The 14,246-nt window shown below is 64.7% G+C and carries 8 protein-coding genes; 6 read left to right on the forward strand and 2 right to left on the reverse strand.

All coding sequences use genetic code 11. The features are described from left to right. The first annotated feature begins 603 nt into the window (after positions 1–603). The 5 genes from ABFE16_03470 to ABFE16_03490 all read left to right on the forward strand — a co-directional run bounded on the left by ABFE16_03470 (position 604) and on the right by ABFE16_03490 (position 9,528). Positions 604–4,071 carry an FAD-dependent oxidoreductase gene (locus ABFE16_03470; GenBank protein ID MEN6344335.1) on the forward strand — a complete coding sequence of 1,156 codons (3,468 nt, stop codon included), beginning with the start codon at positions 604–606 and terminating at the stop codon, positions 4,069–4,071. 65 nt (positions 4,072–4,136) lie between these two features. Beyond that, entirely contained in the window at positions 4,137–5,198 is a 1,062-nt protein-coding gene (locus ABFE16_03475; protein MEN6344336.1) for a galactose oxidase, read from the forward strand. A 29-nt stretch (positions 5,199–5,227) separates the two neighbouring features. Then, positions 5,228–6,763: a sodium/solute symporter gene (locus ABFE16_03480; protein ID MEN6344337.1), complete on the forward strand. Its 1,536-nt coding sequence runs from the start codon at positions 5,228–5,230 to the stop codon at positions 6,761–6,763. A 66-nt stretch (positions 6,764–6,829) separates the two neighbouring features. Continuing rightward, the gene (locus ABFE16_03485) at positions 6,830–7,828 is read left to right on the forward strand and encodes a cellulase family glycosylhydrolase (protein MEN6344338.1); all 999 of its coding nucleotides are present in this window, start codon (positions 6,830–6,832) and stop codon (positions 7,826–7,828) included. Positions 7,829–7,980: 152 nt separating this feature from the next. Beyond that, a complete protein-coding gene (locus ABFE16_03490) occupies positions 7,981–9,528 on the forward strand; it encodes a sulfatase-like hydrolase/transferase (protein ID MEN6344339.1) in 1,548 nt (515 codons plus the stop codon). Positions 9,529–9,631: 103 nt separating this feature from the next. Here the strand turns inward: ABFE16_03490 and ABFE16_03495 are convergent, their stop codons facing one another. Together ABFE16_03495 and ABFE16_03500 are read right to left on the reverse strand one after the other, a co-directional pair. After that, complete coding sequence (locus ABFE16_03495; protein ID MEN6344340.1) at positions 9,632–10,066, reverse strand: hypothetical protein; 435 nt, start codon at positions 10,064–10,066, stop codon at positions 9,632–9,634. A gap of 214 nt (positions 10,067–10,280) precedes the next feature. Further along, entirely contained in the window at positions 10,281–12,467 is a 2,187-nt protein-coding gene (locus ABFE16_03500; protein ID MEN6344341.1) for a beta-galactosidase, read from the reverse strand. Between the two features lie 210 nt (positions 12,468–12,677). On the opposite strand from ABFE16_03500, the gene ABFE16_03505 reads away from it, so the two are divergent. Further along, positions 12,678–14,210, forward strand: coding sequence for a YifB family Mg chelatase-like AAA ATPase (locus tag ABFE16_03505; protein ID MEN6344342.1), 1,533 nt, complete (start codon positions 12,678–12,680; stop codon positions 14,208–14,210). Positions 14,211–14,246 lie beyond the last annotated feature (36 nt).

The raw sequence follows: 14,246 nt of genomic DNA on the forward strand, positions 1-14,246 counted from the left end.
CGGTCTCTACCACACCGACACCGATGCGAGCGGCAATTTCGCAATAAACATACCGGTCGGCCAGTACCGGATCGCCGTCAACCACAGTTGCTGGGCAACTCCCGACCCGCTCAAAGTGGTGCCGATGGGGAATCCCAACACGTCGGTCACAGCGCCTTGTACTCAGTAGGAGGGGCGGCGGGCAACCCTAGGGTAGCCGCCCAGTCTGCAGATAGTAGCGATACGGCCGGTGGCAAGAGCGAAGGCTCACCACCGGCCGTTCTGTGTCTGCCTGCTCCCGGACACCGCACCGCAAGGTGCCATCCTTCACCGCTTCTTGCCACGCAGAGTCGTCTGATTCGTCTCGGCCTCGGGCGGTTTCTGCTTCCAGCCCCACACCGCAAGGAATCAGCCTGTACAGCGAGGAAACCAGCAGTGTGGGTGCTGCTCCGGACGCGGCGCCCCTCTCTGAGATGCGAGCTGAGCCGATCCGTCGGATGCTGCAGATGGAACGTCCACTGACACGCCTCTGGCCGCACTGACGCCTTGCCTCACGATGCAGCGCGAGCAGTCCCGGCACCAACTGCGGACAGTGCGGACCAGGAACTGACTGGAGGGACCAAAATGGGGCATGGAGGACAGTTGTTCCGGATACTGGCAGTGATGGTTGCCCTGCTGACGGTCGGAGGCCTCAGCGCCGCCGTCGCCGCTGAGGCTCCGGGGTTGGTGGCCTACTGGCCGCTGGACACGGTGACGGGCCAGATCACCCCGGACCTCTCCGGGAACGAGGCCAACCTGATCATCGGCCTGGCGCAGAAGGTCAAGGGTGTGAGCAGCACCGGCCTGAAGTTCGACGGCAAGACCGCGCAGGCACGCTGCATGAGCGCCGGCAGCATCGACGCTGCGACCGGACTGACCATCGAGGCGTGGGTGAATCTCGACGGCCTCGACTTCTCCGGCTTCCCCTCTGTGGTGCGCAGGGATGGGGCCTACGCACTTCGGTTCAGCCAGAGCCGGATCGGGATGGTGCTGTGGTTCGACGGCAATCCGATCTCGATCGGCGGCAAGAAGACGGACTGGGTAACAGGCCGCTGGTACCATCTCGCGGCGACCTACGACGGCACGACCATGCGCACCTATGTGGACGGCCAGCAGGATGACGCGCTGGAACGGCCGACGGACAAACCGCTGGAGATGAGCACCGCCGGAGCCTTCGTGGGGTCGAGCCCGGGACAGCACTCGCTGAAGGGGACCGTGGATGAGGTGCGCCTCTACAACCGTGCGCTGACGCCGGAGGAAGTGACTGCCTCCTATCGGCGGGGGCTCGCCTCTCTCGAGACCCAGAAGGATCTTGTCTTCGAGCCGGAAGTGATTGGCAAAGCGCCCGCGCCGTTCCGCAAGCCACCCAGGGAGGTGACCATGGTGCAGGACGGGTTCCTGTGGATCGATGCCGAGGACTTCGCCGACTACGGCGGCTGGATGATCGACACGCAGTTCGTGCATCTCATGGGCTCGGCGTACCTGATCTCCACCGGCGTCGGCAAGCCGGTCGACAATGCAACGGCCAGGATTCAGATCCCGCAGGCCGGGACTTACCGGCTCTGGGTACGCGCCAAGAACTGGCTGAAGGACTACTACCCCGGCCAGTTCCGGGTGATGGTGAACGGCAAGCCGTCGGCAAAGGTCTTCGGCACCGCACCGACGGAGGACTGGATCTGGGAGTCCGGCGGCGACTGGCAGCTCCCGCAGGGCGAGACCGAACTGGCACTGATCGACCTGACCGGCTACTACGGTCGTTGCGATGCGTTGATCCTGACGCGCGACCTGAACTACACGCCTCCCTCTGAGGTCGAGGCGATTGCCAAGGAGCGCAGCCGACTGACGGGGCTGTCGCTTGAGCCGACGCAACTGGTCGACTACGATGTGGTGGTCGTCGGGGCGGGCACGGCCGGTTGCTGTGCAGCTATCTCGGCCGCCCGACATGGGGCGAAGACGGTGCTGGTCCAGGACCGTCCCGTCCTGGGCGGCAACTCCAGCCTTGAGCTCGGCGTCGGCGTCAATGGCGCCGGGAGCAGCCATCCGAACGCTCGCGAGGGTGGAGTGATGGAAGAGGTCGGCCGCGTCCAGGCCTTCTACGGCTACCGCAAGACCAGCGAACCCTTCGCCGAGGTCATGGCGAAGGAGCCAAACCTGACGGTGACCTACAACAAGCGCGTGGTTGCCGCCGAGATGGCGAGCAAGCAGGTCATCGCCTCCGTCAAGGCGGTCGACACTCTCACCGGCGCAATGACGGTCTACCGGGGCAAGTACTTCATCGACTGCACCGGTGACGGCTGGGTCGGCTACTACGCCGGTGCCGAGTACCGCTACGGACGCGAGGCCAAGAGCGAGTTCAACGAAGGCCTCGCGCCGGATCAGCCCGACGAGATCACCATGAGCGGCTGTATCATGGGGCAGTTTGCCATCTCCTACCGGGCAGAAGACACCGGCAAGCCGGCTCCCTACACTCCGCCTGCCTGGGCGCCCAAGTTCCCCTCGCCGGAGGAGTTCTGCCGCTCGCCCCGAGGCTTCACCGGTGGGCAGTGGTGGCTTGAGCACCGTGGCGACATCAACGACCTGTGGGACGCTGAGAAGGCCCGCGACGAGCTGATCCGCATCAGCTACGGCTACTGGGACTACATCAAGAACACCTGGCCGGAGCGGGATAAGGCCATCAACTACGCCATGACCTGGGTGCCCTACATGGACGCACGCCGCGAGACTCGGCGTCTCGTGGGCGACTACCTCCTCACCCAGAACGATGTGCAGAGCGCCCGGAGCTTCCCCGACCGCATTGCCCATGGTGGCTGGCCGCTGGACGTCCATCACCCCGAGGGGATCTACTCAGGTCGTGCCAGCGCCTTCTGGTGTGACACGCCGCTGCCTGTCTACTCAATTCCCTACCGCATCTTGTACTCCAAGAACATCGACAACCTGCTCATGGCTGGACGCCACGTGAGCGTGACTCACCTCGCCCTGGGGACGGTCCGCGTTCAGGGAACCCTCGCGGCGCTCGGTCAGGCTGCGGGAACGGCGGCCGGGATGGCCAAGCAGTACAACACCACGCCCAGGGGGATCTACGAACAGCACATGAGCGAACTGCAGCAGACCTTGCTGAAGGACGATCAGTACATTCCGGACCTCAAGAACGAGGACTCTCTCGACCTGGCACGGACCGCCAGGGCGACGGCATCCAGTGTGGCTGACTATGAGGAGTTCGGCTCGAAGCTGGTCCTGCCGGCGGAGATGCATGAGCTCAACATGCCTCGCGCAGTGATGTTCCCGCGTGGGCAGAGCACGCAACTGAACTCGGTGTTCGTGCTGCTGTCCTCGGCGCTGGACAAGCCGACGACGGTGACGCTACACCTCCGAGAAGCGGCCGACGGCGGCGACTTCTCCTCGACGAAGGACATTGCAGCCGCCACTGCCTCCGTTCCTGCCGGGCGGCAGAGCTGGGTCGAGTTCAAGGTCAACGCGCAGAGCAACTCGCCCTATCTGTACGTGTGGCTTCCCGAGACGCCCGGCCTGTCCTGGCGGTTGATGGAGAAGGCACCTTTCGGGTCCTGTCGGGGCTATGGCGGCGGGCCCTGGACGGTGGTGAAGAGCCAGTTCTACGCCTTCTACACCGACCCCGCGATTCGTCTCGCACTGCCCGATGCGTACCGACCGGAGTACGTGATCAACGGAGTGGCGCGAATCGTGGACCGCAACATGAACGCCTGGGCGTCGGACCCGGGTCAGGCCATGCCGCAGTGGATCGAGCTGCAGTTCCCGAAGCAGACGACCCTGAACTCGGTCTACCTGACCTTCGACACCGATCTGAATGCGCCTTACCACTCGGTCCCGACGGTCCCGCAGTGTGTGCGTGACTACGACCTATCCTACTGGAATGGCGCGCAGTGGGTGACGGTGGCCGGCGTCAAGGGTAACTTCCAGCGGCGGCGCCTCCACCGCTTCGAGCCGATCAGCACCGACCGCTTGCGACTGACGGTGCGAGCGACGAACGGTGACAAGGCGGCCCGGCTGTTCGAGATCCGGGCATACAACGAGTAGTGGCTCGGAACCAGCAGAGTAGCAGGCGGTCGCAGTGACTACCATCGCGCAAGGGATGACGGCGGATGCCACGGGCCTGTGTCTTCGTGAGCTTGCTGTTGCTGACCGTGGTGGGTTGGTGTCAGGGGCAGGAGGTCGGGTTGCTCCAGTGGGAGCGTCTGCCGGACTTGCCCCAGCCGATCTCCGGCCACTTCGCGGGAACCGTGGGCGGACGTCTGACGGTGATCGGCGGCGCATACTTCCCGGTGTCGCTCTTTGAGGGCGGCCGCAAGACCTGGGTGGACCGCATCAGGGTCCTGGATGGACCGCAGGGCCGGTGGCGAACAGCGGGCCGATTGCCGCACCCTCTGGCTTACGGGGCCACGGTATGCGATGGCGACGACCTGATCTGCATCGGCGGCGGCGATGCGACGCGCAACTACGCCGAGGTGTTCCGGCTGGCGTATCGGGGACCAGTCCTGCAGAGTGTCGCCTTACCGTCACTGCCCCAGGAGTGCGCGATGATGGGGGCAGCCAGAATCGGCAGCGTCCTCTACGTCTGCGGTGGTCAGAGGACGCCAACCGACACCCAGGCGTTGCAGTCGCTCTGGGCTTTGGATCTGCGCAGCCCTGAGCGTGGATGGCAAGTCCTCGAGCCCTGCCCGGGGCCGGGACGAATCCTGCCGATAGTCTGCGCTCAGGCCGGGGCACTGTACGTAATCAGCGGAGCCGAGCTCCTCGCGGGCCCTGACGGAAAGCCAACCCGGCGCTATCTGACAGATGCTTACCGGTACCGTCCGGGGAGGGGATGGGAAGCTCTTCCGGCGGTGCCCCGTCCGGTAGTTGCTGCGCCTGCCACGGCCTGGGGGCAAGACAATATCCTCGTGCTCGGCGGCGATGACGGATCACTGGCGCCTCGGGTGAACGAGCTGCGGGAGCGACACCCGGGCTTCAGCCGAGATGCCCTGAGCCTTGACGTGCAGACCGGCAAGTGGTCGCGGGCAGGTGACTGGCCTGCCGGTCTGGTGACGACGACTGCGGTGAGGTGGGACGATCGGATCGTGGTGGCTGGAGGCGAGGACCGACCCGGACACCGGTCCTGTCGGGTGTGGGGATTGCGGACCGGGGCTCTTCAACCCTTACGCTGACGCCAACCCAGTTCGCGGGAGCTATCGCGATGACCCACTTCTCGGTCCTCGACTACGGCATCTTCGTGATCTACCTGGTTGCCTCCGTGCTCGTCGGGTTGCTGTTTGTGAAGGAGCAACGCTCGATCAAGGACTACTTCCTTGCCGGGCGCAGTATGGGGCCGGTTGTGGTGGCAATCTCGGTACTGGCGGCGTTGTTCTCGGGCATCTCTTACCTCGGAGCGCCGAGTGAGGTCTATGCCCACGACCTGTCCTTCATGCTGGTGGGGCTGAGCTTCTTCTTCGCGACTCCCGTCACCAACCTGATCTTCCTCCCCTTCTTCTACCGCGTCCGGTTCTACACGGCCTACCAGTACCTGGAGGAGCGCTTCTCAGTCGGCGTGCGGACCCTGTCCTCGGCGCTCTTCATCATCCGCGTGCTGCTCTGGCTGGCGTTGGCGACCTACGCTCCGGCGCTGGCCTTGGAGCAGGTCACAGGGATGCCGCTCTGGTTCACCCTTGTGGTGACGGCTGTCCTGACCACCTTCTACACAACCCTGGGCGGGATGAAGGCCGTCATCTGGACTGACGTGATGCAATTCGTGGTGCTCTTCGGGGGACAGATCGCCATCTTCTTCGTTGCCACCTCAAAGGTGCCGGGCGGCCTTGGCGGCGTGTATGAGATTGGCAAGGCCGGTGGTAAGTTCGTGCTCGACCTCAGCCTCGACCCCCAGGTGCGCGTGACCCTGTGGGGACTGCTGATCGGTGGCGCCTTCATGAACCTGGTGCAGATGGCTACCGACCAGGTGTCCGTCCAACGCTACATGACCGCCACCAGCCTGCGCGAGGCCCAGAAGTCACTGTGGATCAAGCTGGCGCTGACCTTACCGACGGCCTGGACCTTCTACCTGACCGGCGTGGTGTTGTTCGCCTTCTACCAGATCCACGGAGACCCGGTCGCCGCCGGGAAGATCGCCAAGGCCGACAGCATCCTGCCGTACTTCGTCGTCAATGAGATGCCCGTTGGGATGCCCGGCATACTGGTGGCGGCCATCTACGCGGCGAGTATGTCCACTATCTCGGCCGGGATCAACGCACTCACCACGGCGACGCTGGTCGACTTCTACCAGCGTCTGTGGCGCCCGAAGGCTGAGCCCGGCACGCTGCTGAGGCTGGCCAAGTGGTTCACGTTGTTCTACGGCGCCGTGGTGCTGGTCCTGGCCTTCGTGGTGGAGAAACTGGGAACGCTGCTTGAAGCCAGCAACAAGGCCATCGGGCTAGTCGGTGGCCCGCTCCTGGGGCTGTTCCTGCTGGGAATGCTCTCGAAACGTGCCAGCGCAAAGGGTGCGATCGTTGGATGGGCCGCCGGGGTGGCGGTGCTGACCCCGGTCTGCTTCTGCACGAAGGTCTCCTTCCTGTGGTATGCGCTGATTGGGTGCTTCGTGACAATGGGCGTCGGCTGGCTCGCGAGCCTGCTGATGCCTCTGCCGCCCGAGAAGTCGCTGGAGGGGCTGACCTGGGAGAGCCGGTACGTCGAGGAGGAAGAGGAAGCGCCAGAGGAGGAGCCCGAAGCCGTGACGGTCTGAGGGAACCGTTCCCGCAGAGGGTCATGAGCTGCGGCTGATTCTACAGTCACCAAGTGGAAGGGGAAGATGAAGATGCCTGCACAGACGGTCCTGCCGCGATGGCGCGGCTTCAATCTTCTGGAGATGTTCACCTCGAAGAGCACCGGCGAGTGGGAGGAAGACGACTTCCGCTGGATTGCCGACTGGGGCTTCGACTTCGTGCGGCTGCCGATGTGCTACCTGCTGTGGATCGAGGGCGACGACGTCTACAAGCTCAGCGAGGCCGGGCTGGCGAGGGTCGACCGGGCCGTCGAGCTTGGGCAAAAGTACCACCTCCATGTGAACCTCAACTTCCACCGTGGGCCTGGCTACTCAGTGAACCGCGAGCGCGAAGAGCCCTTCAACCTGTGGAAGGACGAGGAGGCCCTGCAGGCTTTCTGCTTCCACTGGGAGCACTTCGCGCAACGCTACAAGGGGATCGGCTCAGACAAGCTCAGCTTCAACCTGGTCAACGAGCCGGCCTCCCCCTCCGACAGGATGTCGCGCGAGGACCACGAGCGGGTGATGCGGGCTACTGTCGCGAGGATCCGGGCGATTGACGCCGAGCGACTGGTCCTTCTCGATGGCCTGTCCTGGGGCAACGATCCGTGCCCTGAGCTGGCCGACCTGGGTGTCGCGCAGAGCTGCCGGGCCTATGTGCCCATGCAGATCAGCCACTACCGGGCGAGTTGGGTGAACAGCGAGGGGTGGGCAGAGCCGACCTGGCCGCTGCAGTTGCCCGGTGGTGAGGTGTGGGACCGTCACCGCCTTGAGCACCACTACGGACGCTGGGCCGAGCTTGCGCAGAAGGGCGTCGGTGTGCACTGCGGCGAGGGAGGCGCGTACAGCTACACGCCGCACGAGGTGTACCTGGGCTGGCTGCGCGAAGTGATGGAAGTGCTCCAGGGCTACGGCATCGGCTATGCGCTGTGGAACTTCCGTGGTTCCTTCGGGATACTTGATTCGAAGCGTGAAGACGTGGCCTATGAGGACTGGCACGGTCATACCCTCGACCGCAAGGCACTGGACCTCTTGCGGCAGTTCTGACGACCCAGAGACGCAGCTTTCCAGGCGCCGGAGTGGGGACGAGGCCGATGGACCGCCGAGGCTTTGTGAAGGGTCTGGTAGGGGCATCTCTTGCGGTGGCCACGGAAGCCGCCGAGATGCCTGCCGGTCGCACCGATTCCAGGAGGACGCTCATGCCCGAGAAACGCCCGAACATCCTGATCTTCATGACTGACCAGCAGAACGGGGCGACGGTGCTCCCGGAGCACCCCTGCAAGACCCCGCATCTGGATCGTTTTGCGCAGGAGAGCGTGACCTTCACGCAACTGCACTGCCCGACGGCTCACTGCTGTCCGTCGCGGGCAAGCCTGATGACGGGGCTCTATCCCAGCAAGCACGGTGTGTTCAACAACGTCGAGACCACGACGGCCATCCACGGGGGACTGAACCCGGGGCTGACGCTGTGGGGTGAGGAGTTGCGCGACGCGGGTTACAAGATGGCCTACTCGGGGAAGTGGCATGTGTCGCGCGAGGAGGGCCCTGAAGACCGTGGCTGGGAGAGCCTGAACGGGCCCTTCCCCAAGGGCAAACCGGACGCGCGTCTGCAGCCCCAGATGTGGCAGGGCGCCAGGCAACAGCTTGCAGCTCCGGAAGCACGTCAGCGGGGCTGTGTGCTGCGGCCCGGCTGGGGAAACGTGCGGCTGTATGGTGAGATGGCGCCGAAGGGTGATGACCGCTATGCCGGTCACGGGGATACCCGCATTGTCGCACGCGGTCTGGAGGCGCTGAAGGGCTTGGCCGGCGGCGAAGATCCCTGGTGCCTGTACCTGGGTGTGAACGGCCCCCATGACTGCTACGTGATCCCCGAGTACTTCGCGAGGATGTACGATCCGGCGCAGGTTGAGCTCCCGCCGAGTTTCCGCGACGACCTCCTGGATAAGCCGCGCATCTACCAGCGGATGCGGTACCAGCACTGGGCCCAGCTAAGTGACGACGAGATTCGCGAGGCCATCGCCCACTACTGGGGCTACTGCACGATGGAGGACATGCTCTTCGGCGAGGTCCTGCAGTCCCTGGAGGCCACGGGGCAGGCGGACAACACGGTCGTCCTGTATATGTCCGACCACGGAGACTACTGTGGCGCTCACGGGCTGTGGGCGAAGGGCGTCCCTGCCTTCTCAGAGGCCTACCATGTGCCGCTGATGGTGCGCTGGCCAGGGCGAATAGCGGAGCCGGGAAGTCGGGTCGACGAGTTTATCTCGATGACCGACTTCCGGCCGACCTTCCTCGAACTGGCGGGAGCCCAGGCACGGTCCGAGCACTCCGGCCAGAGCTTCGTACCCTTCCTGCGTGGGGAGCGACCGGCAGACTGGCGCGATGCCTGGTTCACCCAGTTCAACGGGGTGGAGCTGTACTACTCGCAGCGGACCGTGACCACCAAGAACTGGCGCTACGTGTACAATGGCTTCGACTTCGATGAGATGTATGACCTGCAGCAGGATCCGGAGATGATGCGCAACCTGGTCTTCCCGGACCTCGGCGCCAGACCCGCTTCAACGCACACTCAGGGCCTTGTGGGGCCGGAGGGAGTGCCCTGGCCGCCGCTCTCGCCCGAGTTGGAGGCAGCGCGACGAGACCTGCTGACCCGCCTGTGGGGCTTCGCCCGCGAGCAGGAGGACATCATCTTCAATCCGTACCTTACGGTGGCTCAGGCGCCGCTCGGCCCGGGGCTTGTGATGTAGGGGAAAGGGAACCGAGGACTGTAACGAATAGGGGCCGGACGGTTCGCGTGACCGTCCGGCCCCTTCGTATCATCTCAACAGTCTTCGCGGCCCTCGGTGAGGCCTAGTAACCGAGGCGGAAGTCGATGGCGCCCTCGGCGATTAGCTGGCCGTCCTCATCATAGGTGGCCCAGGTGGCGGTCTTTACGCCACCGGCCTTGAACCACAGGCCATAGCGTCCCGAGTCCCACAAGATGTCGCCATAGCCGTCCTGAGGTGCCACCCACGTCACCGTTGGGCCTGCGATAGTGGCCGTCCACGGTGCCATGGTCTCCTGATCGCCGGCAGCGGAGGGTGCGCCTTTGGGGAGCGTCAACCGGAAGGAGTGGATGGCGCGCTGGTCCTCGTCAACGACGCCGTCGCGCCTGACATGATTGGCACCGACATACAGCATGACCTTCCCCTTCTCTTTCCAGGACTCCACGGTCTCGGCACTAGCTACGACACAGACGAAGCTGATCAACAGCCCTGCAACGATCCACGTCAGATGGCGGCGCATCAGAAGGCGGCTCCTTTCTGGCGACGGGCTGCAGAGTTTACTCGGCCTCGCGTAACATTAACTTGATCAGACCGAGAGCGAGTACAGAGTGAATCTTGATATAATCGAACAAACGCTCAAGTATTGTCGCCAAAGCGGCCCGCCATGTCAAGCCCCTCTTGTTACATCCATGCACCGTCTCGCCAACGCCGGTGTGTCTCCCCAGTACCCCGCCCTAACGCAGCAGCAGAACCCGGCTCTCGTAGGGGCCGAAGTGCAGCGGCAGAGCGCCTCCCTTTGCACCCTTCAGCGTCCCTCCGGCGATCAGGTCCTGGGCCTCACTGAAGCTGGCCCCGAGGCACTTGATCTCGCCGCTTCGCTCCGCATCTGCTGTGTTGATGGCGATCAGCACGTGGCGGCCATCCGCTGTGGAAAGCAGGCTCGCACGGATGTCCGCCGGCGTGAGCAGCGTGGACTCGACCCCTGCCTCACCGGCGATGGCCAGTACAATCTCACCCGCCTGGTTGGCAACGGTCCCCGTGCCCTGACGGGTGAAATCGTCCCCGACGCCCTGCCGCGTGGAGTAGGCCAGACCCAGGTTGAGCCCCGAGATCACTGCCCGTCCGTCACCGTAGCGGTTCGCCACCAGGGCCGCAGTCCCATCGGCGTAGGTCCCGAGGACCTGTGCACCCTCACAGGGCTCGAACCACTCGCGGAAGTGGCTGCCTGTGACCTCGGAGGAGCACTCGCCACTGCGGATCTCGACGGCCTGCTTGCGAGCGGAGGTCACGTCGATCTCGTGGCACCCGAAGACCTCGTCGAAACCGTCACCAGGCACCTCGCGAGCCAGAGACAGGTCGTGGTTGAAGGCGCACAGATACGGATCGGACAGCAAGGTTCCGCCCTGTCGCACGTAGTCCATAAGCGGCTTCCTTACCTCCTGCGCCAGGGCCGCCGGGTTCGGAAGGATGATCACCTTGTACCGAGCCAGCAGGTCCGCGTCGACGTACTCCTCATGGATCACGTCCACAGGGAGGTTGGCATCCCAGAAAGCCCGGTAGTAGCCGCTGAGTGAGTCGACGCTGAGCTGGCAGTTCCGATGGTTGGCCCAGTCGGTCATGAAGGTGCGGTAGCTGAAGAGCAGAGCCACGGGTGCCGGCGCGGTCTGAGCCAGCGGGAACAGGTCACCGTGTGAGTTGAGGACCCGGCCGACAACAGATACTGCCTCCAGGAGCTCGGTCGAGTTGCCGGCGTAGTCGGTGAGGCCGAAGGCGCCGATCTCCGATCCGTGCGCCTCCTTGCGGAACTGCCAGAACAGCAGGCCCTTAGCACCGTGGCGGATCGACTCCCAGCAGAACATGGCCTCGACCTCGGGCCGAATCCGCCCACCACGATCCAGGCCGCTCCCATAGTCTCCGGCGCCCAGCTCGGACTGCCAGAACTCCTTGCCCTGTGCTGCATTGCGGGTGGCGTCGGTCCCGAGACCGACGTTCATGGTCTGTCCCGGGGAGGAAGGGAAGGCGCTGTAGCCCCACTTGTCCACGGGCGCTGCGTTCTTCCAGTCATCGAAGGCCATGGCGCCCAGTTGCGGGCAAGTCACGCAGCCGCCGCCCCAGGAATGGGCGATCACGGGAGCCGAGGAATGGGGGCGGATCAGCCGGGCACGGCGATCGACAAGCGCTGCGATGTTCTCGGCGGTGAAGGTCCGCCAGTCGACCCAGTCGGCGTAACCGAAGACCCAGGTGGGTGGACGCACGTCATCCCAGCCGGACACGCGGCGTCCCCAGGCCTGCTCCAGGGCATCGAGCGAACCGTAGCGCTTCGCGAGCCAGTCCTGGAAGGCAGCGCGAGTGGCTGGGCAGTAGCAGAAGGGCCCTGGAGGGTTCTGGGCCAGGTCGACCCACATGTGGGGTTCGTTGATGGGCTCCCAGAAAGCCAGGGCGGGATGATCGGCCACGTGGGCTGCGACGCCCTCGATGAAGGAGGCTTCGAGCTGCTGGACTTCCGCATGGTCGGGACAGAGCCCTGGCCAGCCACCGGACGGCGTGTTGGCACGCTGCGAGGACTCGAAGGGCAGGCCGCGCATGTCCACATACCAGTACTGCGGGTACTCGCGGATCGCCCACTCGGGGCAGCCGTAGAGGTGGAGCAGGAAGCCCACTCGCAACTCGTTGCGGAGGGCGGTCTCCAGGAACTCGTCGAGGTAGTCGAAGTCGATCTCGCCCTGCCGGGGCTCAATCACTCCCCAGACCAGCCAGGCGCGGATCGTGTTGAAGCCGGCCTCGTGCATGGTGGCCATGTCCCGCGCCCAGTCGGAGCGGGCGGGAGTCATGCCGCGCAGGTACTGGGAGCCGAAGACAAAAGTGGGATCGGGCAGTCGGGTCGGTCGGCCCGGCCCGGAGGGAAGGTCTGCAGGGGTCATGGGCGATAGCGCCTCACTTTGTGGTGATCTGGGTTTGCTGCGGCGGGCGCCCGGCATCTCACAGACCGCCGGACATGGGCTAGTATACGAAAGGCTGTGTGCTTTTGGAAGTGACCGGGGGCGAGAAGGAGGTCGCGTCACTCGGCAGGCAGGTATTGGAGCTTGTGTAGGGAAACCTCCACCATTCTTACCCGGGGGGAATATGAGTTCATGCTTGCCAGAGTTCACTCCTCTGCCATACTCGGTATTGAGGCGTATCCTGTCGAAGTGGAAGTTGACATCACGCGTGGAATGCGCAAGTTCGACATTGTCGGTCTGCCCGACCCGGCAGTCCGTGAGAGTCGCGAGCGGGTGCAGGCGGCGATCAACAACTCGGGGTTCGAGTTCCCGACCGATCAGATCGTGGTGAACCTCGCCCCGGCCGACGTGAAGAAGGCCGGACCAGCCTTCGACCTTCCCATCGCCTTTGGTATCCTGGTGGCCAGTGGACAGGTGAGCGCCGACGACCTCGACAAGGTCGTCATGATCGGCGAGCTGTCTCTGGACGGGCTCCTGCGTCCCGTGAGTGGTGCGCTTCCAGTGTCTCTCGGGGCGCGCAAATGGGGGAGCCACTGCCTGGTGGTCCCGCCCGACAATGGCAAAGAGGCCGCTGTTGTCGAGGACTTCGAGGTCTACACGGCCGACAACCTGTACGATTGCGTGTCCTTGGTGGAGCAGGGCTTCATGGCTGACCCGGTGGAGGTGACGCCGGAGGAACTGGAGCCTGCCACGGCGCCCTATGCGATGGACTTCGCCGACGTGCGCGGTCAGGAGCACGTGAAGCGGGCCCTGGAGATTGCAGCCGCCGGTGGCCACAATGTGCTGATGATTGGGCCCCCGGGATCGGGCAAGACGATGCTGGCCCGACGGGTTCCCAGCATTCTGCCGCCGATGGCCCTGCCGGAAGCGCTCGAAGTGACCAAGCTGTACTCGATCGCCGGACTGCTGCCCAAGAAGACGGCGCTGCTGCACGAGCGACCGTACCGGCACCCGCACCATACCGTGAGCACCGCCGGTCTGGTTGGTGGCGGGTCGATTCCGCAGCCTGGTGAGATCAGTCTGGCACACAACGGTGTGCTCTTTCTCGATGAGCTGCCGGAGTTTACCTCGGCGGCGCTGGAGGTCTTGCGGCAGCCGCTGGAGGATGGGGAAGTGACCATCGCGAGGGCCCAGATGGCTCTGACCTTCCCGGCGAACTTCCAGCTTGTCGCGGCCATGAACCCCTGCCCGTGCGGGTTCTTCGGCGACCCGATGAAGCCCTGCACTTGTGCGCCGTCGGCTGTCGGGAAGTACCAGAAGCGGCTCAGCGGACCGCTCCTCGACCGCATCGACATCCATATGGAGGTACCCCGGCTGACGCCCGACGAGCTGATGGTCCGGCAGCCGGGAGAGCCTTCGGCGGCCATCCAGAAGCGAGTGGTCGAGGCACGCCGGCGGCAGTGCGAACGGCTGGCCGGAACGCCCTTCCGACACAACGCCGACATGTCCAGCAAGGCGGTGGAAGACTTCTGCCCGCTACCGGAGGACTGCAGGTCGCTGCTGCGCGCAGCCATCGACCAGTTCGGGCTCTCGGCCCGGGCCCATGACCGGATCATCAAGCTTGCACGAACCATTGCCGACCTGGAAGGCGCCGAGGGAATTCAGGTGCCACACTTGGCCGAGGCCGTCCAGTACCGGAGCCTCGACCGCAAGCTGTGGGGCTAGGCGTAAGTGCTGCGCCGGAGACCGTGACTGCCCGCC

Source organism: Armatimonadia bacterium (assembly GCA_039679385.1).
GTDB lineage: Bacteria > Armatimonadota > Zipacnadia > Zipacnadales > JABUFB01 > JAJFTQ01.